General features: G+C 58.6%; 20 protein-coding genes. 8 read left to right on the top strand and 12 right to left on the bottom strand.

What is annotated here, in order from left to right:
* The 10 genes from PH5382_RS15765 to betC form a co-directional block, all read right to left on the bottom strand.
* Positions 1 to 948, bottom strand: a 948-nt coding sequence (locus PH5382_RS15765) for an endonuclease/exonuclease/phosphatase family protein (RefSeq protein ID WP_197410061.1), incomplete at its 3' end; no start/stop codon positions are given.
* Complete coding sequence (locus tag PH5382_RS15760; RefSeq protein WP_058335347.1) at positions 945 to 1,985, bottom strand: ABC transporter ATP-binding protein; 1,041 nt, start codon at positions 1,983 to 1,985, stop codon at positions 945 to 947. The genes PH5382_RS15760 and PH5382_RS15765, both read right to left, overlap by 4 nt.
* Before the next feature lie 10 nt (positions 1,986 to 1,995).
* The gene (locus PH5382_RS15755; RefSeq protein WP_058335346.1) at positions 1,996 to 2,880 is read right to left on the bottom strand and encodes an ABC transporter permease subunit; all 885 of its coding nucleotides are present in this window, start codon (positions 2,878 to 2,880) and stop codon (positions 1,996 to 1,998) included.
* Between the two features lie 10 nt (positions 2,881 to 2,890).
* Positions 2,891 to 3,772: an ABC transporter permease subunit gene (locus PH5382_RS15750; protein WP_058335345.1), complete on the bottom strand. Its 882-nt coding sequence runs from the start codon at positions 3,770 to 3,772 to the stop codon at positions 2,891 to 2,893.
* Between the two features lie 69 nt (positions 3,773 to 3,841).
* Entirely contained in the window at positions 3,842 to 5,149 is a 1,308-nt protein-coding gene (locus PH5382_RS15745) for an extracellular solute-binding protein (RefSeq protein WP_058335344.1), read from the bottom strand.
* A 232-nt stretch (positions 5,150 to 5,381) separates the two neighbouring features.
* Entirely contained in the window at positions 5,382 to 6,293 is a 912-nt protein-coding gene (locus tag PH5382_RS15740) for a LysR substrate-binding domain-containing protein (protein ID WP_058335343.1), read from the bottom strand.
* Between the two features lie 31 nt (positions 6,294 to 6,324).
* On the bottom strand, positions 6,325 to 8,790 hold the full coding sequence (locus tag PH5382_RS15735) for a GcvT family protein (protein ID WP_058335342.1): 2,466 nt from the start codon (positions 8,788 to 8,790) through the stop codon (positions 6,325 to 6,327).
* A gap of 89 nt (positions 8,791 to 8,879) precedes the next feature.
* Positions 8,880 to 9,455 (bottom strand): choline-binding transcriptional repressor BetI, encoded by a 576-nt coding sequence (gene betI, locus PH5382_RS15730; protein WP_058335341.1) that lies wholly within the window; start codon positions 9,453 to 9,455, stop codon positions 8,880 to 8,882.
* A gap of 107 nt (positions 9,456 to 9,562) precedes the next feature.
* Positions 9,563 to 10,738, bottom strand: a complete 1,176-nt coding sequence (locus PH5382_RS15725) for an ATP-binding protein (protein WP_058335340.1) — start codon at positions 10,736 to 10,738, stop codon at positions 9,563 to 9,565.
* A 222-nt stretch (positions 10,739 to 10,960) separates the two neighbouring features.
* On the bottom strand, positions 10,961 to 12,469 hold the full coding sequence (betC, locus tag PH5382_RS15720; RefSeq protein WP_058335339.1) for a choline-sulfatase: 1,509 nt from the start codon (positions 12,467 to 12,469) through the stop codon (positions 10,961 to 10,963).
* Positions 12,470 to 12,726: 257 nt separating this feature from the next.
* Between betC and PH5382_RS15715 the strand changes: the two genes are divergently transcribed.
* Positions 12,727 to 15,144 carry a GcvT family protein gene (locus tag PH5382_RS15715; RefSeq protein ID WP_058335338.1) on the top strand — a complete coding sequence of 806 codons (2,418 nt, stop codon included), beginning with the start codon at positions 12,727 to 12,729 and terminating at the stop codon, positions 15,142 to 15,144.
* Positions 15,145 to 15,166: 22 nt separating this feature from the next.
* Here PH5382_RS15715 and PH5382_RS15710 read toward each other — a convergent pair whose 3' ends face one another.
* Entirely contained in the window at positions 15,167 to 16,054 is an 888-nt protein-coding gene (locus PH5382_RS15710; protein ID WP_058335337.1) for a LysR substrate-binding domain-containing protein, read from the bottom strand.
* Positions 16,055 to 16,501: 447 nt separating this feature from the next.
* Between PH5382_RS15710 and PH5382_RS15705 the strand changes: the two genes are divergently transcribed.
* From PH5382_RS15705 to PH5382_RS15675, 7 genes are all read left to right on the top strand, one after another.
* Positions 16,502 to 17,485: a DnaJ C-terminal domain-containing protein gene (locus PH5382_RS15705; RefSeq protein ID WP_058335336.1), complete on the top strand. Its 984-nt coding sequence runs from the start codon at positions 16,502 to 16,504 to the stop codon at positions 17,483 to 17,485.
* Positions 17,486 to 17,488: 3 nt separating this feature from the next.
* Positions 17,489 to 17,854 (top strand): chaperone modulator CbpM, encoded by a 366-nt coding sequence (locus PH5382_RS15700; RefSeq protein WP_082645715.1) that lies wholly within the window; start codon positions 17,489 to 17,491, stop codon positions 17,852 to 17,854.
* Between the two features lie 125 nt (positions 17,855 to 17,979).
* Positions 17,980 to 18,591: a hypothetical protein gene (locus PH5382_RS15695; protein ID WP_231751905.1), complete on the top strand. Its 612-nt coding sequence runs from the start codon at positions 17,980 to 17,982 to the stop codon at positions 18,589 to 18,591.
* Positions 18,592 to 18,703: 112 nt separating this feature from the next.
* Positions 18,704 to 19,189 carry a bacterioferritin gene (locus PH5382_RS15690; protein WP_058335334.1) on the top strand — a complete coding sequence of 162 codons (486 nt, stop codon included), beginning with the start codon at positions 18,704 to 18,706 and terminating at the stop codon, positions 19,187 to 19,189.
* A 175-nt stretch (positions 19,190 to 19,364) separates the two neighbouring features.
* On the top strand, positions 19,365 to 19,886 hold the full coding sequence (locus tag PH5382_RS15685; protein ID WP_197410060.1) for an HdeD family acid-resistance protein: 522 nt from the start codon (positions 19,365 to 19,367) through the stop codon (positions 19,884 to 19,886).
* 90 nt (positions 19,887 to 19,976) lie between these two features.
* Positions 19,977 to 21,848, top strand: coding sequence for an ATP-dependent zinc metalloprotease FtsH (ftsH, locus tag PH5382_RS15680; protein WP_058335332.1), 1,872 nt, complete (start codon positions 19,977 to 19,979; stop codon positions 21,846 to 21,848).
* A gap of 34 nt (positions 21,849 to 21,882) precedes the next feature.
* Positions 21,883 to 22,461 (top strand): hypothetical protein, encoded by a 579-nt coding sequence (locus PH5382_RS15675; protein WP_058335331.1) that lies wholly within the window; start codon positions 21,883 to 21,885, stop codon positions 22,459 to 22,461.
* A gap of 152 nt (positions 22,462 to 22,613) precedes the next feature.
* Here PH5382_RS15675 and PH5382_RS15670 read toward each other — a convergent pair whose 3' ends face one another.
* Entirely contained in the window at positions 22,614 to 23,468 is an 855-nt protein-coding gene (locus PH5382_RS15670; RefSeq protein WP_058335330.1) for a universal stress protein, read from the bottom strand.
* Between the last annotated feature and the right edge of the window lie 151 nt (positions 23,469 to 23,619).

Here is a 23,619-nt window from a genome sequence, read left to right as displayed (position 1 = left end):
CCGGTCGGGGTGCGGCGTGATCAGGCTGGGGCGCGTGGTGGGGCCATCGGCGGTGAAATCCCAGCAGTATCCCTGCTGTTCGGCGCTTGTAAACAAGGTTTCCCAGGCCCAGTCGAAATCGGGCGGCAGATGATTGCCGGTGTTGAGATCCCCGCCAATCAGCACCGGCATATCCGGGGCAAAGCCATCAATCGCACCCATCAGGCGGTCAAACTGTGCGCCGCGATGGGCCGCATCCGCGTTGCTTTCCAGATGGGTGGAGACCACACAAAGGGGCCCGGCCTGCGTCGGCACTACGGCGGCCAGCGCCATGCGGCCGCCAATCCGGGGCTGTTCGGGGTCGGCCGCACCGCTATCGGCGGCAAACCAATGGCCGTGATCATCCAGACGAAACAGTGTCACGCGCTCAAACGGCACCGCCGACAGGATTGCATTGCCGTGCCAGCCCTTGGCGTTGAAATCATCCCGGCAAAAGACGCGCTCGGTTGGCCCGCCCAGACCCAGTTCGTGAAACTCGACGCCAAAGGCGTAGACCATGCCCAAAGCCTGGGCCATTGCCGCAGCTGTATGGCGTTGGCCGGTGCGGGCCATGCCGTGATCTACCTCGCTGAGCAGCACGATGGATGGGGCGACCGGGGCCAGATGGGCGGCTGTTTCTTCTGGGAAAAGGCAGCGTTCGACATTCCAGGCAGCAACGGAGAACGCGCGCGGCAAGGGGGTTGCGTCATCTGACTGCCCGCTCAGCTGTACTGCTGACATGGCAGGCACCGCCGCAAGCAGGGCGCGATGTGCGGCGCTGGTGCGCGGGGCCGCCTGGATGCGCGCCTGTTCTGCGAAAGACACCTCCGGCAGATGATCAAGGATCTGGATGCGCGCGGGATCTTCGACTTTGACGGGGTTTGGGACCGCTACAGGGTCTTGGACTGCCACTGGGTCTTTGACAGTCATAGGGCTTGCCCGGTCTCAAAATCAAACAGGCTCAGGGCCTCGGGCTTCAGGTTGACGCGGGTCTCACCGGGGCTGGCAGCGCTGTCCTTGCTCAGATGCACGGTGAAAGGCTGGTTGGCCAGCTCGCCATGCAGCAGGCGATGCGCGCCCAGTTCTTCAACGATATCGACCCGGAACGGGATCGCACCCTGTGGGTCCAGCTCCACATCTTCGGGGCGCACACCCAGGGTCACGGCGCCAGTGCCTTCGGCGGCCATCACGGGGGTGCCGCCATTGATCTTGACCTGCCCCTGTTCCAGCCGTGCGGTCAGCAGGTTCATTGGCGGCGCCCCCATGAAAGAGGCGACAAAGGTCGAGGCCGGGCGATGGTAGATTTCCGCCGGGGTGCCGATCTGTTCAATGCGTCCACCGTTGAGCACGATGATGCGGTCGGCCATGGTCATGGCTTCGACCTGATCATGGGTGACATAGATCGAGGTCACACCCAGACGCCGCTGCAGTGCCTTGATTTCAATGCGCATCTGATGGCGCAGCTTGGCGTCCAGGTTCGACAGGGGTTCGTCAAACAAAAACAACGCCGGATCGCGTACCACGGCGCGCCCCATGGCGACCCGTTGGCGCTGACCACCGGATAGCTGCGAGGGCTTGCGATCCAGATATTCGGTGAGGTTCAGCATCTTTGCCGCCTCCTGCACCTTGGCCTCGATCACATCCGCTGCGATCTTGCGGTTCTTCAGGCCATAGCCGATATTTTTGCGCACCGTCATATGCGGATAAAGCGCGTAGTTCTGGAACACCATGGCAATATCGCGATCCGCCGGATCCACGTCATTGACCACGCGGTTGTTGATCTGCAACGCGCCGCCGGTGATGTCTTCGAGCCCGGCCACCATGCGCAACAGCGTGGATTTACCGCAGCCAGAAGGGCCGACGAGCACCACGAATTCACCATCGTGGATGTCAAAATTGGTCGGCTGTACTGCCTCAAACCCATTGGGATAGGTTTTGGAGATGTTCTTCAGAGAGATCTGAGCCATGGGTCTGTCCTTACTTATCCGATTCCGTCAGGCCCTTGACGAACCAGCTCTGGAAAAAGATCACCACCGCGACGGGCGGCAGAATTGCAATCAGCGCGAGCATATTGGCCCGGCCATATTCAGGGATATTGGTGCCTTCGAGATCCTGGGTGATCTGCTTGATGCCGCGCACCAGCGTATACATGCTCTCTTCGGTGGTGATCATGGTGGGCCACAGGTACTGGTTCCAGCCAAAGACAAACATGATGATGAACATCGCCGCGATCATCGTCTGCGACAGCGGCACCAGGATATCGACAAAAAACTTTATCGGCCCGGCACCATCAATGCGCGCCGCCTCGACCAGCTCTTCGGGGACCGAGCGGAAATACTGGCGGAAAAAGAAGGTCGCGGTAGCCGAGGCAATCAGTGGAACGATCAGCCCAGTATAGGTGTTGAGCAGGCCCATCTTTTGCGCGATCTCATAAGACGGCAGAATGCGCACTTCGAGCGGCAACAGCAAGGTGGTGAAAATCAGCCAGAAGGCAAGCGTGGCAAAGCGCAGGCGGAAATAGACCAGCGCATAGGCGGCCATCATGCCAATGACGATCTTGCCCAGAGCAAAGCCGAGCCCCAGGATCATTGAATTCATCAGCATCGAGGTGCCGGTGTTTTCACCGGAAAACCCCGAGGCCTTGAACATCGCCTTGTTGAGATTTTCACCGAACTGGTCGCCCAGCACCAGCTGAGGGCCGTGTTTGATGGTGTCGATATCCGTGGTGGTGGTGGTCTGCAAAACCACCAACAGCGGGATCAGCATGAACAGCGAGCCCAGGATCAGCACGGCATGGTCTGCAAGGGCGCTCCAGCGGATGCGGGTTTTGCGGGGTGTCACGGGTTGGGTCATGTCAGTCATCTCTGCCCCCTCAGGTATAGTGAATGCGGCGTTCGATCAGCCGGAACTGGAACACGGTCAGGGCCAGAACCAGCACCATCAGCACCACGGACTGCGCCGAACTGCCGCCCAGGTCATTACCGCGAAAGCCATCGACATAGACCTTGTAGACCAGAGTCATCGGATTGTTGCCCGGCTCGCCTTTGACCAGGGTGTCGATGATGCCAAAGGTATCAAACAGCGCGTAGGTGATGTTGATGATCAGCAGGAAAAACCCGGTCGGCGCCAGCAGCGGAAAGGTGACATCCCAGAATCGGCCCGTGGCAGAGCGGTTGTCGATCAGCGCGGCTTCGCGCACGGCTTTGGGGATCGACTGCAGACCGGACAGGAAGAAAATGAAGTTCACCGGCACCTGTTTCCACACCGACACCAGCACCATGGCGGTGGCGGTATCGTTGAAATTCACCCCCAGTTTGAAATCCCAACCGACAGAGCGTGCCAGTTCGGTCAGCGGTCCCCAGCTTTGATTGAACATGATCAACCCGATGAAGCCGGCAACTGGCGGGGCCACGGCATAGACCCACATCAGCAGGGTGCGATAGCTGCGCGCGCCGCGGATCACATTGTCGGCCTTGACTGCCAGCAGCAACGCGAGGCCAAGCGAGAAAAAGGTGACGAGCACGGTGAAGATCAGCGTGAACCGGGCGATTTTCAGATATTCGCCGCTATTGGCCAGATCGGCGTAGTTGTCGACGCCGACATAGGTCGAGCCAAAGCCAAAGGGATCCTGCAGGTAGAACGAGGACTGCACGGCATGGACCGCAGGCCAGTAGAAAAAGATGGCGATGATTGCCAGCTGGGGCACCAGCAGCAAGATCGGCAGCCATCGGGTCGAAAATCCGGCGCGTTTCACGGAGGTCTCCTAGAAAAAGAGTGACGGCCGCAAGGGTGCGGCCGTCGTTGGTATCGATTGAAAGGTTGATCAGTTCTGAGTCTTGGCGAAACGTGCCAGCAGGGCGTTGGCTTCGGTTTCGATGGCGGCGAATGCGTCCTCGACCGAGGTTTCGCCGGTCAGGATGCGGCCGTATTCACGGTTCATCACGTCACGGATCTGAACATAAAAGCCCATGCGGTAGCCTTTGGTGTTTTCACCGGCGGGCAGGGACAGCTGCTGGATGCCGACTTCGGCGGCAGGCAGGCGATCATAGTGGCCGTCCTTGGTCGCCATGTCATAGGCGGCTTCGGTCACGGGCACATAGCCGGTTTCCTTGTGCCAGAAGTACTGCACTTCGGGCGAGGTCAGGAACTTGAAGAAGGCTGCTGTGGCTGCGTTATCGGCGGCGTCATGACCGGCCATTGCAAAGAGCGAGGCACCACCGATGAAGGTCTGCTTGGGCTCGGTTGTGACCGCTTCCCAGTAAGGCAGCAGCGTGGCGGAGAAATCAAACGGCAGGTCTTTCTTGGACAGGCCACCGAAAGAGCCGGACGAGCCGAGCCAGATCGCGACTTTGCCTTCCTCGAACGGGGTCTGGTTGTCGCCCCAGCCGGTGCCGAACCATTCAAAATAGCCGTTTTCCTGCCATTCGGTAACGGCGGTAAAATGCGCTTTGATGGCGTCGTTGTTGACCAGGATCTTGGTGCCGTCGGTGCCGTCATAGCCATTGTTGTTGGTGGCAAAGGGCAGATCGTGGCGCGACATGAAGTTTTCGGTGAAGATCCAGGGCAGGTGCGACTGCGATAGGGCGGTGTAGCCGGCGGCCTTCAGGGCAGGCGCGGTCACGGTCTGGAATTCTTCCCAGGTTTTGGGCGCGGTGACGCCTGCTTTTTCCATCGCCTGCATGTTGTAATACAGGATCGGCGAGGAAGAGTTGAACGGCATGCCGATCATCTTGTCGTCGCTGTCGGCGTAGAAATAGCGCACACCGGAGATATAGTCGTTGATGTCAAAGTTCACACCATTGTCGATCAGCAGATCCTGCACAGGCACGGTGGCGCCTTTGGCCCCGATCACGGTGGCGGCACCGGCGTCAAACACCTGCAGAACATTTGGCTGCTCGCCAGCGCGGAAGGCGGCGATACCGGCGGTCAGGGTCTCTTCGTAGGTGCCTTTGAACACAGGGGTGATCTTGTAGTCATCCTGGCTGGCGTTGAAGTCTTCGGCGATCTGATTGACGGTTTCGCCCAGGGCGCCGCCCATGGCGTGCCACCAGCTGATTTCGACTTCGGCATAGGCCACATTTGCCGTCATCGCAAAAGCGGCGGCCACTGTGGTGATTTTGAATTTGTTCATGTCGTGTCTCCGGTTCCATACGCCTTGGCGCGCAGGGCAGCAGTCAGAAAAATATCGGAGAGGCGGCTGCCGCTCCCTGTCAGATATGCAGTGATACCTGCACAGGAGGGCACCTAGATCGGGCCTGTGACAGTTCGGTGAAGCTTTTCCTACAAGTTTGATAAACCCTGCACGGGTCTGTCACTTCTGCGCTGGGGGGCGGGATGCGGTTTCGGGCCGGGCTTGGGGCCAGTCAGGCGTGCGGCCGCTCGACTTCGGCCAGCAGCCAGTTCAGAAAACCGCGCGCATTGGGGTTGTTCAATGTGCTCTTGCCCCAGCAGATATAATAGGGCTCCGGCATCGGCAGAACCTGATCTGACAGCCGCACCAGTCGCCCAAGCTCCAGATCCAGCGCCACGAATGAGGCCTGCGCCAGGGCGATGCCCTGGCCGGCAATCGCGGCCTCCAGCGCTAGGCTGGACAGCGAATGAACCGAGACGGGTTTGCGGCGCGAGGGCGCACTGCCTTGGGCCGCCAGCCAATCCCCCAGCCGGGGCACGGTATCATAGGCAGGGCCCCAGTCGATATCGATCCAGGGCATCTCGGACAGGGCTGAAGCGGAATTGGCCTGCGGGTTCTGCTGTAGAAATTCAGGGGCGCAGACCGGAAAGCAATGATCGGTGAACAGGGCGCGGCGATGCGAAAAATGTTCAGCAGCAGCGCCGTAGGTCAGGCGAAACATTTGACCCAGCAGTTTTGGATCCGGCTCGGCATGGGTGGCATCCAGCCGCAAGGCAACAGTACCGGTTTCGGCCTGAAAGCGGTGGATCTTTGGATTGAGCCATTTCAGCAGCAGCGTCGGCAACCCCGAAAGGGTGAGGTCGATATCCGAATTCTGCCGTTCAAAGACCTGTTGCGCCTGACGCAGGGCATCAAAGCCCTGCGCGATGTCGCGATGATACTGCATCGCAAAGGGCGTCAGGGCTGCGCGACGGCCCTCTTTCAGCACCAGTGCCGTGCCCAGATGCTCTTCGAGGATTTTCAGCTGCTGGCTGACCGCACCGGGAGTGACACCCAGCGCGCGGGCGGTGGTCGCTACAGACTGGTGGCGGCCAAAAACGTCAAACACATGCAGGGCTCGCAGTGGCGGCAATTGGGTCTTCACCTCTGTCTCCCTTTTGCGATGGCTGTCCCGGTCAGGCCTTGATCCGCGCCATATCAGCATCATACATCGGGCGCAGTGTACAGCGACAGGGGTAGAGCTTGCCTGCGATCTCGATCTGCCACTGACCGCTGGCCAAATAATTGGCATCGACAATAGCGTCGCCGCCCTCGATCATCGCCAGTCCCACGGCCCCTCCCAGGGTATGGCCGTAGCTGCCCGCACGGATGTCCCCCACGGGCATGCCGTCGCGATACAGCACTTCGCCATGCCACAGCAAAGGCTCTGGATCCTCGACCAGCACCTGCACCAGACGGCGCTTGTAGGGGGCTGCGGATTTTTGCGCGCGGGCAGCCTCCTGCCCTATAAAGCCGCCGGGTTTGTCCAGTGCGACGGCAAAACCTAGCCCAGTATCAAAGGCATTGTCGGTGTTGTCGATGTCATGGCCATAATCGCGATAGGCCTTTTCCAGACGCAGGCTGCCAAGAGCGGCCAGACCAGCATGCACCAGCCCGTGGCGCGCGCCTTCGGCAATCAGGCAATCATAGACATTCACCGCATGATCACTGGGCATGTAAAGCTCATAGCCGAGCTCCCCGACATAAGTGATGCGGGCGCAGGTGACGCGCGACAGTCCAATATCAATGTCGCGCACATCGCGAAACGCAAAGGCCGCGTTGCTGAGGTCTGCGTCGGTCAACGCCTGTAGCAGCGCGCGGCTATTGGGGCCCTGAATGTTGATCTGGGTGAGGCCGGGGGTCACATCGGTGACAAAAGCATGGGCGTCAGCAGGTGTGTGACGGCGCAGCCAGGTTTCGACCTGATTGTGCATGGTGTCGGTTGCAACCACCAGGAACTTATCCTCGGCCAGTTTGGCCACGGTCACATCCGCCTCAATTAGCCCATTTTCATTCAGCCACTGTGTATAGGTGATACGCCCGACGGTCTCGTTGACGCGATTGGCCGAGATATGATCCAGCACTCGCCCGGCATCGCGGCCCTGCACCAGGAATTTTGACATGATACTCATATCGGTCAGCACCACCGCCTCGCGGGAGGCGCGGTGTTCGGCCTGCCAATAGGGCCACCAGTTCATCCGGCCAAAGGACAAGGCATCGACCTTTGCCTCAGCCGGGGAGGGGGCGTACCAGCTGGGCGCTTCCCAGCCGCTGACATCGGAAAAATAAGCCCCCGTCGCCAGCAGGCGATCGTGCAGGGCTGATCGCTTTGCACCACGGGCAGTTTTGGGCGTTTTGGTGGGGAAATGGCACTGATACACATTGCCAAAGGATTCCATCATTCGCGTGGCACGGTAGTCACGGTTGGTCTGATAGGGGCGGAACCGGTTGGCATTGACGCCGGTGACATCGACATCGGGCCGCCCGTTCAGGATCCAATGGGCCAGCACCCGCCCCCAGCCGCCGCCGCTGAGAATACCAACCGAATTCATCCCCGCACCGATGAAATAGTTCTGCAGCTCTGCCGCCTCGCCGATGATCGGATTGCCATCGGGGGTAAAGCTTTCCGGGCCGCAAAAGAACTTTTTGACGCCAGACTGCAGCGACACAGGCACCCGACTCATGGCGCGTTCCAAAAATGGCGTCATCCGGTCCCAGTCGGGTGGCAGATCGCTGAAGGAGGCAGAATTAGGCACGCCGTCCAGCGCCCAATGGGCGGTGTCGGGTTCAAACAGGCCGACCATCAGCCCGCCGCCCTCTTCACGGAAATAGCCGTGATGCGACGGATCTTCCAGCACTGGCCAGTCGGGGCTGACCGTGTCGATAGGGTCGGTGATCAGATAGTAGTGTTCCGCCGCCTGATTGGCGATTGTTACCCCATGTTTGGCACCCAGCTGGCGGGCCCACATACCGGCGCAGTTGACGACATATTCGCAGGCAATATTGCCCTGATCGGTGACAACCCCCGTGACGCGGCCCTGATCATGGGTGACGTCCTGCACCGTCACGCCGGATATGATCTGCACGCCCTTCATCCGCGCGCCCTTGGCCAGCGCCATGGTGACATCCACCGGGTTCACCCGACCATCATCCTTGACGTAGAACCCGGCCAGCAAATCATCAGTGCGGGCGGCCGGGAACAGATCACCAATTTCACGTGGCGAGATTTCCTGGACATCAACCCCGCAATAGCGGTTGAAGGTGGCAATGCGGCGGTATTCCTCCAGCGATTCCGCATCGGTCGCGGCCTCGATAAAGCCGCATTGGCGCAGCCCCGTGGCTTGGCCGGTTTCTGCTTCGAGCCGGGCATAAAGATCACGGGTATATTTGCGCACCTCGGTCGCGGTCTGCGACAGGCTGCCAAAGGTCACCATCAAACCGGCAGCATGCCAGGTGGTGCCCGAGGTCAGTTCATCGCGTTCCAGCAGGACCACATCGCGGCAGCCCATCTCGGCCAGATGATAGGCGACAGAGGTTCCCATGACGCCGCCGCCAATGACAACGACCTGGGCGGATTGGGGCAGGTTCACGGGTTTGTTCATCTGAGGATCTTTCTTGGTCTTTGCCCACCTATGCGCGGGTCTGTTTTTCAATCTGGTGTCGTGTTTCTGGCCAGAGACACCGGTCGGGGTCAGCGCTCGCCTGCCAACAAGGCATTCAGCGCCAGCAGGACCGTATCGGCGGCGGCCGGATCCGGCCCCGCCCCGCTGAGAGCGCGGCGCAGATAGACCCCATCAATCAGCGCCGAGAGCACTTGTTCTATAGGTTCCGCAGCACGGTTGAGACGACGCAGGTCAAACAGCAGATTGCTGCGCAGACGCCGGTGATAGATCCGCATCAGATGCGCGGCCTCTGTGTTGCTTTGTGACAGCGCATAAAAGCTGAGCCAGGCAGAGGTCTTGCGCTGATCAAAGACGTGGTCTTCGAAATTTGCGCGCACGATGGCCTCTAGGCGCGCGCGTGGGCCGGTGGCCGCCGCCAGCCCGCTGATCACCTGTTTTGAGAAGACCGACAGAATATGGCGCATGGCGGCGATCAGCATCTGATCCTTGCTGCCAAAATAGTGATGCGCCAGGCCGCTGCTCATGCCGGCCCGTTTGGCAATCTTGGAAACGGTCACATCCAGTGATCCGGCCTCGCCAACTTCGTCGATCACGGCAGATATCAGTGCTGCCCGCCGTTTCGGCTCCATTCCCAGTTTTGGCATAGGCCTCTCCGCTAGATGGAGGATCTGTAGCGTGAATTGCCGGTGGGGGTCAATTTCGTCGAAACGGTGAGGCCCGGGTCATTCCTGCTCGGAATGCGCCTGTTTGGCTAGCCGATTACTTTTGAATTCCGGCGAAGATAGTCATCAAACATTGGAACCGTGAAATCTATATCGCCGTATTGAGGGCTGTAAATCATCCCTTTGGCGATAATCTGCGCGCGACGAGGCCCTAACTTGTTTGGGGTTTCTCCTAAATGTTCAGCAACTTCCGAAGAGCGATATGGACCCTTGCCAAGCTCTGACATCGCGATCACGTATTCACGTTCCTTGGGTGTTAACCGATCAAAGCGGACCCGGAAAAATCCGTCGTCCAGTCTTTTGAGGGCAGTTTGCGTCGCCGCTTGGATATCGGTTTTATCAATTGGAGAACTGTCAGCTGTATTCCAGGACTGAAACCCCCATTCTTGCAAAAAGTAGGGGTATCCTTCCGTAATTTGCAGGATTTCCTCCAAAGCACTGTTCGTTATCTCTTCTTCTTCCTCGTCTATCGGTCCCTTGATTGCGTGCCATGCAGCCCCTTTGTCCAGCGCGCCAACTTTTGGATATGAAAAGAGCCGTTCTGCGTAGGATTTTGCATCGCCAGACAGGCCAGCCAACTGAGGCAGCCCGGCGCCGAAAAAGATGACTGGAAGCTGTTTCTGGCCAATTTTATGTATCGCGACGATAAGAGCGGCGAGCTCCTCTTCCTTCAGATACTGAACCTCATCAATGAGAAGACACCAGCCCTTACCGGCTGCTTTGGCCGCTACCCCGATAGCGACGAACAAATCTGACAGGTCGTATTCCAGGTTTCCGCTGTCAGCGACGCCAGGCTCGGGATCGACCGAAATCGACAAATCCCCCATCTCTATGCTGAAGACACTTGCGAAACCTCTCAGAGCTTTCATCGCATCATGTGTTTTCGCCTTTGCAGCCGTAACAAACGAGAGCTTTCGCAGGACCTGCTGCATTCTGGGATACAAAAGCTCTGCGAGCGGTTTGTCTTCTGGCGCCTCAATAACTGAGGTCAGATAGCCTTCTTCTTCGGCGGCATTTTCAATAGAATTCAGCAATACGGTCTTACCCGTGCCCCGTAGTCCCAACAGCATTTGAGATCTCGCATGCCGCCCGATCATGGTTCTCTTTAAGGCGATGAGGGCGTCAGAAATGATGTCATCGCGCCCTGCCAGTTCGGGCGGTTGCGAGCCTGCTCCAGGCGCAAATGGGTTTCTTACCGGATCCATGTTTCTACCAAGCTCTAACTAGTTATAGCTTGTTTGCAGTATAACTATGTAGAAGTCCATACAATTCCCCGCAACACCTGTCTCGCTGGGTGACCGGCCCTAGCGAGACAGGTGTTGCGGAGGGATAGTTGGTGACCCCGCCCCCTCCATGGGAAGAGAAAAGCAGGGCCGTCCGCTGCCCGCGCACTATGGCGAGGCCGCGAATTTCGCCAGTCGCAGAAATCAGTCGCCGCGCGGGAAACGGGCGTTGTCTTCAACCTCGTTCAGATCCATGTGATTGCGCATGTAGCGCTCAGAGGCTTTTTGCAGCGGCTGGTAGTCCCAGGGGAAATAGCCCCCCTGACGCAGGGCCTCGTAGACCACCCAGCGCCGGGCCTGGCTTTCGCGTACCTGTGCATCAAACTGATCCAGATCCCAGCGCGCATCGGCCTGCGCTTTCAGGTCGGCCAGGGTGTCGCGATGGGCGGGATCATCAGCCAGGTTGGTTAGCTCATGCGGGTCGGCCTCCAGATCGAACAGCTGCACGGGGTCGAGCTTGCATAGGTTCAGCTTCCAGCGTCCCTGACGCAGCGAGACCATCGGCGCATATGACGCCTCGGCGGCATATTCCATTGCAACCGGGCTGGTGCGGATTGCGCCCTGACCTAGTGGCACCAGCGATTCCCCGTTGGTCCAGGGCATCACCTCGTCCATGCTGACCCCGGCCAGATCGCACAGGGTCGGGCAGACATCGATATTGGAGACCGGCGTGGTGATCAGCCCCGGCTGCATCTGCGGCGCTGCAATCATCAGCGGCACCCGCGCCGAGCCCTCATAAAAGCTCATCTTGAACCACAGCCCGCGCTCGCCCAGCATGTCACCATGGTCTGACACAAACAGAATTGTGGCCTCTTGACCGGTGTTTTCCAGCGCCTCCATCACCTCGCCGATCTTGTCATCAAGGTAGGAGATATTGGCGAAATAGGCCCGGCGCGAGCGGCGAATGTCTTCTTCGGTGATGTCAAAGCTGCGCCAGTCGTTGGCGTCAAAGATCCGCTGCGCATGGGGGTCTTGATTGTCATAGCCCAGATCCGCCACCTCGGGCAGCAGGTGTTCGCAATCCTCATAGAGATCCCAGTATTTGCGCCGGGTCACATAGGGGTCATGCGGATGGGTAAAGGACACGGTCAGCGCCCAGGGTGTGTCATCGCGGCGGCGCGCCAGATCATAGACCTTTTGCACCGCGTGAAAGGCGACCTCGTCGTCGAATTCCATCTGGTTGGAGATCTCGGCCACCCCGGCACCCGTGACCGATCCCATGTTGTGATACCACCAGTCGATGCGCTCCCCGGGTTTGCGATAGTCTGGCGTCCAGCCAAAATCCGGGGGGTAGATATCGGTGGTCAGGCGGTCTTCGAACCCATGCAACTGGTCGGGGCCGACAAAATGCATCTTGCCGCTCAGGCAGGTGTAATAGCCCGCCCGGCGCAGATGGTGCGCATAGGTCGGAATAGAAGAGGCAAACTCAGCCGCATTATCATAGACCCCGGTCGCGGAGGGCAGCTGGCCCGACATAAAGCTGGCCCGCCCCGGCGCGCACAGCGGCGAGGCGGTATAGGCGTTGCGAAACCGGGTCGAACGCGCCGCGAGCTTTTTCATGTTGGGCGCATGCAGCCAGTCGGCCGGGCCATCGGGGAACAGCGTTCCGTTCAGCTGGTCCACCATGAAGATCAGGATATTGGGCCGGGTCATGCGCGGGGTCTCCGATTGGATGAGGGCAGGCTGCGAGGGTTACGCCTTGCGGGTTGAGACTGTCGTAGCTTTTTATTGACTGGTCAGTCAATTTGAAATTATCGACAGCTTGTTCGGCATTTCTGGCCAGACAGCACAGAAATTTCGACACCTCAGCCCCGGATATTTTTGCAGGTTATGGGTCGGCATCTGCCCTAGGTTTGCGATCAAAGCCCGGCCCAAATCCGGGGCGTGGGCGGCAAAGGGACGGACACCAGATGAAAACACATGCACAGGCGGTGATAATTGGCGGCGGGCTTGTGGGGTGTTCGATCCTGTACCATCTGGCCAAACTGGGCTGGACGGATGTTATCCTGCTGGAACGCGATGAGCTAACGTCGGGGTCAACCTGGCATGCGGCGGCCAATATTCATGGCCTGCATGACAACAATAATATCACGCGTATTCAGCACTATACCATGAACCTATACAAGGAGCTGGAGGTCGAGACCGGCCAGTCCTGCGGTGTGTTTCAGCCCGGATCACTTTATCTGGCGCAGACCGAGGAACGCGAACAGCAGCTGCGCCTGCAAGAGGCCAAGGCGCGTTTCTATGGCCTGAATTTTCACGAGGTCAGCCGTGCGCAGGCACAAGAGCTGCACCCGCTGGCGCAGTTTGATGACATCCGCTGCATCATGTATGAACCCGATGGCGGCAATGTGGACCCATCAGGCGTGCCCCACGCCTATGCCGCTGGCGCACGCGCCATGGGGGCTACGGTTGAGCGGTTTTGCCCGGTGATCGGCACCGACCAGCAGCCCGATGGTAGCTGGATCGTGCGCACCGAAAAGGGCGATATTCATACGCAGTGGTTGGTCAATGCGGCAGGCCTCTGGGGGCGAGAGGTGGCGGCACTGGCGGGGCTGACCCTGCCGTTGCAGCCAACTGAACATCAGTATTTCGTCACCGACACCATTGACGAGATCGCCAACTTAGGCCGTCGGCTGCCTTCGATCGCGGATCGCGACGGGGAATATTATTTCCGTCAGGAAGGCAACGGCTTGCTGATTGGCGCCTATGAAAAGGACATGCGGTTCTGGGCCGAAGGCGGCACGCCACTGGATTTTGCCCATGAGCTGTTCCCTGATGATCTGGACAGGATCATGGAAAACGTCATCCGCGCCACCGAACGGGTGCCTCTGGCGGCCACGGCGGGGGTCAAACGGGTGATTAACGGGCCGATGATTTGGTCGCCGGATGCATCGGCACTCTGGGGACCAGTGCCGGAACTACAGAACTATTTTCTATGTGGTGGCATCATTCCGGGGTTCTCGCAATCTGGCGGGCTGGGGCTGCTGGCGGCGCAATGGATGATCGACGGAGAGCCGCAGCACGATATGTTTGCCTGGGATCTGGCGCGGTTTGGCGACTGGGCCGACAAAAAGTTCACCAAAGACCGCGTCCAAGATGCCTATACCCATCGTTTCAAAATCCATTTCCCAAACGAGGAACGCCCGGCGGGCCGACCTGCCCGCACCCGTCCGGCCTATGAAATGCAACAGGAACTGGGCGCGGTCTTTGGTCTCAACTGTGGCTGGGAGCACGCCTTGTGGTTCGCGGATCAGCCCGGTGTGGTCGAGACTGCGGGCTTTGCCCGCCAGAACTGGTTTCAGCCGGTGGGGCAAGAGGTCGAGATGCTGCGCAACACATTGGGTGTCATCGATATTTCGAACTTTGCCAACTATGTGATCACGGGGGCGGGCGCCCACGACTGGCTTGACCGGCTGGTGGCCAATCGGGTGCCGACAGAGATCGGGCGCTCCTGCCTCACGCCGCTGATTTCGGTGCGCGGTGGCGTGGCCGGGGATTTCACCATCACCAAAACGGCGGAGGACGCCTATATGATGATCGGCTCTGGCATGGCGGAACGCTATCATCAGCGTTTTTTCAACATGGTGGACCTGCCTGCTGAGACCCGATTTGAGGTGGCGACGAACCGGATTGTCGGATTCAATATCGCTGGCCCCAGAGCGCGGGACGCATTGCAACTGCTGACCAATGCGGATCTGTCAAACGAGGGATTTCGGTTCATGCACTCGCGCCAGATCACCGTGGCGGGGATCGACTGTCTGGCAATCCGGGTGTCCTTCACCGGCGATCTGGGCTGGGAATTGCACTGTGATGCGGGTGATCAGGTCGCACTTTATGCAGCCCTGCTGCAAGTGGCGCGCGACCTTGGCGGAGGGCCGGTTGGCGGGCGCGCTTTGGGCAGCCTGCGCATCGAAAAGGGCTATGGCTCCTGGGGGCGGGAATACAGTCAGGAATACTGGCCACAGGAGGTCGGGCTGGCCGGGTTGATCAAGCTGGACAAGGATTTCTTGCACAAAGAGGCTTATCTGGCGATCCACGACACTCCCCCGCGTGAGGTGCTGGCCATGTTTGAGGTCGAGGTGACGCAGCAGGCGGATGCCACCGGAGGCGAACCTATTTTCACCCCGGATGGCAGGCCCGCAGGGCGTGTGACTTCTGGTGCCTTTGGCTATTCGGTTGGAAAATCACTGGCGCTGGGATTTTGCGACCCGCAATTGGTGCCGGTTGGCGCGCAGGTCGAGATCTACATCCTTGGCGCGCCGCATCGCGCCACACGTCTGGCGGAGGCACCTTTTGACCCCGAAGGTATGCGCCTGCGGAGCTAACATGGTCGGCGCGGGCGCGGTGTCAGCACGCGACCTGTTCTGCCGTCTGCAAAAGCCAGGCGTGAAACAGCTTTACCGATGGCGTTGCGGCCTTTCCTGGCGGGGAAATGTAATAACCCCAGGGGCTTGCGACCGTGATCTCAAAGGGTTCGCGCAGTAGCCCGCGCTCGAGATAGGGTATGACCAGTGAACGTGGTAGCGCAACGCAGCCCAAACCCTGACAGGCCAGCGCCAGCGACAGATTTGTAACATTGCTGCGCTGCCCGCAGTTCAGATCCAGCCCCGTGATACCGAGCTGGGCCAGCACGAGATCCCAATAGGCAGGCCGACCCAGAACGTGGATCAGATCCGCGTCAGCCAGCTGTTGGCACCGTTCAAGACGCGCGCCTTTGACGCGATAGTCCGTGGCGCAGACTATCGTCAGCCGCTCATCCCACAGGCTTTGTCTGTCGGCGGGCACGTCGTCCCGGTGGCAAATGGTGATCGAGATGTCAGAGACCGCATCCTGAACATCGGTCCAGACGGTGCCATGCAGGGTGAGGTCAATGTCGGGATGCTGGACCCTGAAACCCTGGATTACAGGCGGCAGCCAGCTTTCCGCCAAGCTGACAGGGCAGGAGATCACCACTTCGCGTTTGTGGCTTTGCAGGGTCAGTGACTGCGTCGCTTGGTCGATCTCCTGCAAGGCATGGCGCACCGAAGGCAGATAGGCCGCCCCGACATCCGTAAGCGACAGTGATCGGGGATGGCGCACAAACAGGGGCCGGCCGATGAATTCTTCAAGCGAGCGCACATGATTGCTAACCGCAGACTGGGTGCAGTTCAGCTCTTCGGCGGCGCTGGTAAAGCTGAGACGCCGCGCCGCGGCCTCGAAAGAGCGTAAAAAGCTGAGGTGGGGCAAATTCATCATGGGGCAAAGCCTACACCACTCTGATCAGATGCAAAGTGCCATCGCAACATGTGTGCCGTGACAGGATAAACCGGGATAGCAGCCTTGTGGTTGGATGTATCGCGCGCGAAACATCTTTTGTGCTTTATTGGAGGCAACCGTTCCAAGTTCTTGGCGTGAATGCAGTTTGATGCCCGGTTACTAGTCTTCGGGGAATGCCTGCTCAGGTTGGCCCCGAAGCCTATTATAGCGGCCTGAAATGGCTGCGGAGGGTCTGCCGGTTTTCTTTGGAGCTGATCTATCTAGAGCCATTTGAGCTTGATCAATTTGGCAAGGGGGAACTGTGCTAGCTTGATCTTAAACTCGGGGATTCAAATGAGGGGCTCTGGCGTTCTCCAATGGCCGCTGAGCAACAAGATATAGGTTATAGGCCACAAGGTACCGCAAATTGCGGGGCGGGGTACGAATATGGAATATAGAGACTACTATAAAGTTCTGGGTGTCGAACGAACGGCCTCGCAGGATGAGGTCAAGCGGGCTTATCGCAAGCTTGTGCGCAAATATCATCCGGATGTGAACACCGGCGATGATGCGGCGGAGGCCGAGCAAAAGTTCAAGGACGTGGGCGAAGCCTATGAGGTTCTGCAGGATCCGGAAAAACGCGCGGCTTATGATCAGCTTGGGGCGGACTGGAAAGAAGGGCAATCCTTCCGGCCGCCACCGGACTGGGATGATGGGTTTGCCTTCTCTGGCGGCGGCTATACCGAGGCCGACTCTGACCAGTTCGGCAGCTTTTTTGACGAGCTGTTTGCGCGCCGCGGACAGGCCGGCGGACAGAGGTATTCCTATGGTGGAAGCACTGGCGGCGGCCGACAGCACTATCAGGCGCCGGGGCAGGATCACCACGCCAAGATCATTATCGACCTGCAGGAGGCCTATCATGGCGGCAGTCGTGATTTCACCCTGCGCAAGCCGGAGCTTGATGCAACCGGCCATGTGGTTTTGCGCGAGCAATCCATTCGCGTGGCAATCCCGAAAGGGGTGACCGAAGGCCAGCATATCCGGCTCGCCGGGCAGGGGGCTCCGGGAATCGGTCATGGCAAGGCAGGTGACCTTTATCTGGAGGTGAGCATCAAGGAAGAACCCGGTTTTCACGTCGATGGCAGGGATGTCTTCATGGACCTTCCGGTCACCCCCTGGGAGGCGGTTTTGGGTGCGCGTATCAGCCTGACCACGCCCAGCGGCAAGGTTGAGCTTTCGATCCCGAATCATGCCCAGACCGGCAAGAAGCTGCGTCTGAAGGGACGGGGCATCCCCGGAAAACCCGCAGGCAACCTGTTTGCCGTGGTCAAGATCGTCATCCCGCCAAGCGAGACTGCAAAGGCCCGGGAACTTTATGAACAACTGGCGCAGGAGATGAACTATAATCCCCGCCAGGGCCTGGGAGGGTAAGCCATGACAACTTCAAACGCACTTGTCCCCATGAGCGAAGTTCTGGTTTCATTGTCCCTGACGGATCTGTGCCGCATCAGCGGATGCTCGGCGGATTGGATCATTGAACTGGTGCAGGAAGGTATTCTGGAGCCGGAAAGTACTGGCCACAGAGGCGGCGGTGCTGTGTCCGAAGGCAGCAGTTGGACCTTCGAAAGCTCCAGTATCACGCTGGTTCACAAAGTCCGGCGGCTGCAGGCCGATCTGCGCCTAAACCTGCCCGGAGCGGCGCTGGTTCTCTCACTTGTTGACGAAAACACCCAGCTGCGCCGACAGGTCGAACAGCTCGAGAATGACCCGCCCGATGCCATCTGGATGCCCGCGCCATAACACCAGCGCCATAGGGTCTGTGGCGCTGGTCAGGCTGAAGAGATATGATTTTTGGTACTTGATATGTATCAATTAATCTGACGGTCGGATGGGGTAGTTTCGCTTTATATGAAACGAGGTGCCCCATGTCCAAAAAGACTCCGGAAGAGAACGCAAAGGTGACCGAAGGAACGCCATCTGAGCAACATCTGACCTATATCAACATCCCCGAAGCCGTCGGGGTGTTTGACAGTTTCGAGACCCAGCAGGCGGCCTTTTACGATCTGCGCGCCGCCGGGTTTCATCACTCTGACATCAGCCTTTTGGGCAGCAAAGAGGCGATGGAAGAAAAACTCGGTAAAGCCTACTGGACGTCAGCAAATCTGGAAGATGACCCGGCTGCCCCGCGGGCACATTTTGTCTCGGAAGAAGCAATTGGAGAGCTTCAGGGCGCTATTGCCGGGGGGTTCTTTTTTGTCGGCTCCTTTATTGCGATGGCGGCAATGTTGACTCCTGCCAGCACGCTGGCGGCTTCGATTGCAGCGATTGCCATCGGGGGTAGCCCGTCTGCGGTCATTGGCACCCTGCTGGCGCGTCGCGTCGGTCAGCATCACAAGGACTACTACGCCAACCAGATCAGTCACGGCGGCATTCTGATGTGGGTCCGCACCCGCGACAAGGATCGCGAAGATCTCGCGGTGAAGATCCTCAAAGGGCATTCCGGGCACGACGTACATGTTCACGCCTGGAGCGAATAACGCGCCAGAAAACGCGCAAGGAGCTACCGATAGCCCAATGTGCAAAGCCCCAATTTACGAAGCCCCGGTGCAAAAACGGGCACCCGGGTTCAGGTCTGTGAAAGGACATAATATGGCGAAGACCACAAAAACACTCGAAAACCTGCAAAAGGCCCTGTCGATGGAGCTGGCAGCCGTTAACCAGTATCTGCTGCATATTCTGACGGTCGAAAGCTGGGGCCTGGACAAGCTGGCCGACAAGATGCGCGCAGAGATGCTCGAAGAGCTGGGCCACGCCGAGGCTTATGCCCGGCGCATGGTGTTTCTGGGCGGTTCACCCAGCTTGAAAGCAGCCAAGGTGCCAACAGCGTCGAAAACCCTGAAAGCGATGTTCGAGGCCGATCTGGTCGATGAAAAAGATGCGGTCAAATTCTACGCAACGGCGGCCCGTGTCGCGGATGAGGCGCAGGATATCGGCACCCGCGATCTATTTGAACGCACCGCTCTGGACGAAGAAGGGCACATGACTTGGCTCAAACTCCAGCTGTCCCTGCTGGAACGGATGGGAGAGCCGACCTTTGTCTCGATGCAGATCAACCAGACTGGGGCCGAAGATTAAAACCAGACAATGCGTTTTCATGATCCGCAGCGGCCCGATACGGGTTGCTGCGGGCTGGTCTCCTGGTGGTTCATCATGCCTGTAATTTGATGATCGAGCCTGACGAGATAAACGAGATTGCCCTGCTTAGGATTGGGTGAAATCCGGGAGTGGGGTGAACAGAGGGGCGATGGAAATGAGGAATGTGGAAATGGGCAAAGGGTTGTTCTGGGTCGGCCTTGTTATGGTGTTTTTGGGCGCGGCCGCGGTGATCATGCCCCTTGCCAGCTCTTTGGTGTTGGAAGTACTGATCGGTTGGCTGCTCACGATGAGTGGGATCGTGGCCGTGGTCGGGGCCATGCAGTTTCGCGGCACTGGCCAGTTTCTGTGGCAGTTGCTGGTGGGGTTGATCACGCTTGCGGTGGGGTTGTTGATGTTGCTCTATCCGCTTCAGGGTCTGGTTGCCCTGACAGTTCTGGTTGCTGCGATTTTTGTGCTGACGGGGCTGGCGCAGGCGTCATTTTCGTTTTGGCTGCGGCCTGCTCCTGGCTGGGGCTGGGGCATGACATCAGCGCTGATCAGCCTTGGCCTTGGCGTCTATATCTTTGCCGTCTTGTCGGAAGCCTCGACCGTGGTGCTTGGCCTGCTGGTCGGGATCGATTTTCTCAGCACGGGGCTGGCCTTGGTGATGATTTCCCGTAGCCCTTTCCGGATGTGATCCCGCGAAATCCTCGAAATTTGGGGGCCGCGTATTTCGGGCCAAATCTATACCCAGATTGTTTTAGCTAAAAAGAGAGCCCGAAAGAGAATGGATAAGCAAAAACAGTTCAACTGGAGTTTCTGGCTCACGGCGGCATTGATCTGGATGGCGGTGCAGCTCTGGCTGGGCGCGCGCAGTGTTCAGACCCTACAATACAGTGAATTTCTGACCTATCTTGAACGTGGTGATGTGGCAGAACTGACAGTCACCGAAACCAAGGTGCAGGGCCGTTTCAAAATGCCGGTGGAGGGCAAGGACTATTTCGTTGCCTACCGGGTCGATGCGGATCTTGCAGCCGAGCTGGAGCAGTATGACACTGCCTTTACCGGCGGCACGGATCAGACCTGGCTCACCAGCCTGATTTCCTGGGTGGCGCCGGTTCTGTTGTTTTTCGGACTGTGGATGTTCTTGATCCGGCGTATGTCGGCCGGGGGGCAGGGCGGCTTTGGCAGTCTGGTGAACATCGGTAAGTCCAAAGCCAAGGTTTATCTGGAGACCGAAACCGGCGTCACCTTCGACAATGTTGCCGGGGTGGATGAAGCCAAGGCCGAGCTGCAGGAAATCGTTTCCTTCCTTCAAGACAAGGACAAATACGGCCGCCTTGGGGCGCATATCCCCAAGGGCATTTTGCTGGTCGGGCCTCCGGGCACCGGCAAGACGCTGCTGGCGCGGGCCGTTGCGGGCGAGGCCAGCGTGCCGTTCTTTTCGATTTCGGGGTCCGAATTTGTCGAGATGTTCGTGGGTGTTGGTGCCGCGCGGGTGCGCGATTTGTTTGAGCAGGCCCGCAAGGCGGCCCCCTGCATCATCTTCATCGATGAGCTGGACGCACTGGGTCGGGCGCGATCGGCAGTGTCGGGCTTTGGCGGCAGCGACGAAAAAGAGCAGACTCTGAACCAGCTGTTGTCTGAGCTGGATGGTTTTGACCCGCGCGTCGGTATCGTTCTGCTGGCGGCGACCAACCGCCCCGAGGTTCTGGACGCAGCGCTGTTGCGGGCCGGCAGGTTTGACCGACAAATCGTGGTGGACCGTCCCGAGCGCAAGGGCCGCGCTGCCATTCTCAAGGTGCATATCAAGGGCATTGCTCTGGCGCCGGATGTGGATCTGGATCAGGTTGCGGCAATCACACCGGGGTTCACCGGCGCCGATCTGGCAAACCTCGTGAACGAGGCGGCGATCCTCGCCACCCGGCGCGATGGCAACAAGGTGACCATGGCGGATCTGACGGCAGCTGTGGAACGGATCGTGGCCGGGGTTGAGCGCAAATCGCGCGTCCTCGGCGTGGCAGAGCGGCGTCGGGTGGCGCATCACGAGATGGGGCATGCACTGGCCGCGGCAAATGTTGCGCATGCCGACCCGGTGCATAAGGTTTCGATCATTCCGCGTTCGATCGGCGCGCTTGGCTATACCATGCAGCGCCCGACGGAGGATCGGTTTCTGATCACCTTTGCCGAGTTAAAGGACCGTATGACCGTGCTGATGGCCGGGCGGGCTGCCGAAGATCTGATCTTTCAGGAGGTCTCGACCGGGGCTTCGGATGATCTGGCCAAGGCAACGGATATCGCGCGCGAATGTGTGACGCGCTTTGGTATGGTTGCCAGTGTCGGGCAGGCGGTTCTTGAGGAAAAGTCGGGGCAGTATCTGGGGCAGAATGCGTATGGTATGATGGCCAAGGATTATGCACCCGAAACCGCGCGCGAGGTCGACCTAGCAGTGCGAAAACTGCTTGATGAGGCCTATAGTGCGGCAAAAGAGATCCTGTCGGCACATCTGGAGGAACTCAAATCCGGGGCGGCGCTGTTGCTGGAAAAGGAAACCATTACCCCTGTGGAGTTTGCACCGATTGCGCGGCCCGCCAGTGACACAGCAGATGACGGGCAGGGGTTAGCTGCTATAGAAGATGGGGCTAAGGATACGGGCTGAGCAGAACGCATTCATCATCTGGGGAGACGGACAAATGACCGATAAAGTTGCCAGCCTGGTCGCGCGCATCCGCGCATTGGAAGACGAGTTGGAAGATGAGTTTGCCTGTCGCCGTGCAGCTTTCAATTACCGGCTTGAACAAAACCGGGTTGTTTTCGAACAAGAGGTCCGCCAACGCCACAAGGCGCTCCAACAAAAGCTGGTGTCCTATATGGTCGAGGCCCGGCCGCTGGTGGTGCTAACGGCGCCGGTTATCTATGCGGTGATCATACCTTTTGTCCTGCTGGACATATTTGTGTCGGTCTATCAGGCAATCTGTTTTCCGGTTTATCGCATCGAAAAGGTGCGCCGCGCCGACTACATCACCTTTGATCGTAATCAGCTGTCCTATCTGAATGGATTGGAAAAGTTCAACTGTCTCTATTGTTCCTATGGCAATGGGCTGCTGGGCTATGCGCGTGAAATCGCGGCGCGCACGGAAAAACACTGGTGCCCTATCAAGCATGCCAAACGTATGGCGGGGCTGCACGACCATTATTCCGAGTTTGTCGAATATGGCGATGCAGAGGGCTTTCAGCACTCTAAAGATGAGAGCCACGACGCAACAAAATAGCAATATCCGAAAACCACGGCACCCCACCCAAAACTGGCAGCCCCCCAGCTGGATGGGATCTGACAGAATTGGACAGTGTGCCTGTATTGGACCGTGTGCTTGTTCAGATCCTGAAAGTGACTTCAGAAGTCTGCACAAGACAGTTCAAGAAACTAGTGTGCCAGAAAAACGGTTTTCTCCGTCTGTTCAAGCAGCGTCCGGGTGGTGCCGCCAAAAAATGCCTGGCGGGTTCTGGAATGGCCATAGGACCCCATGACGATCAGATCAGCGCCGCATTCCGCGGCCCGGTCCAGAATACAATCCCCGACATCCTGTCCACCGCCTGGATACTGGCGAACGACAACCGTGCAGCCGTGGTGGGTCAGCCATTTGGCAACATCAACACCGGGATCCTCGCCATCGCGCAACTGGGTCATCACAGGATCAATGGAGCCGATGACCACCTCCTTGGCCCCGCGCAGCATTGGAAGTGCCGCATGCACTGCCCGCGCCGCATGCAGCCCGGTGTTCCAGGCGACAAAGATTTTCTCTGGCTGTTTCAATGCTGTACCGTTGGTATCGTTGATCAGCATGCCGACAGGAGACTGGAACAGGATCCCGTTGCTGACCTCTTGAAACAGGGTCTCTGACTGGCGCAGATCGGGGCCGACAAGCGCCAGATCACAAAGCATTGCGTGGCGGGCGACGGCTTCGCTCACCATTGCGGCTTCGCAGGCTACGCTGGCGACTTCGCCGGACAGGCCATGCTGTTGCAAAAGGGCTTCGACCTCATCGGTTTTGACCTTCAGCGCCTCGGTATTGGCAGCCACGGATTCCTGCCATTCGACCGAAAAATCAGCGATGCCACCAGTGGGGACACCAAGGGTGCCATAGGGGTATTGCGGCATTTCCCCGATGATCAGAACCACCGCCCGCGCAGGCAGGGCGCGGATGGTTTCTAACTGTTTTGCAAGGTCGTCCAAAGAGGCCTGTTTGCCAATTACGATCAGAATACTGCTGTTTTTCATCGTCATTCCCTTGCTTCGTCATGGTGTTAATCGTGGGGTACCAATAGCGGGCGCATTTCTGCATTTATGGCCTATATTAAATACCTGTGACGTCTCACGAACTTATTTGTTACAATCCCAATCCCTCTGGCCAGTAAAGTCAATTAGGTCA

Origin of the sequence: Phaeobacter sp. CECT 5382 (genome assembly GCF_001457775.1) — a bacterium.
Taxonomy (GTDB): Bacteria; Pseudomonadota; Alphaproteobacteria; order Rhodobacterales; family Rhodobacteraceae; genus Pseudophaeobacter.
Note: the sequence above shows the minus strand (reverse complement) of the source record. Positions and strands in the feature narration are given on the sequence as shown.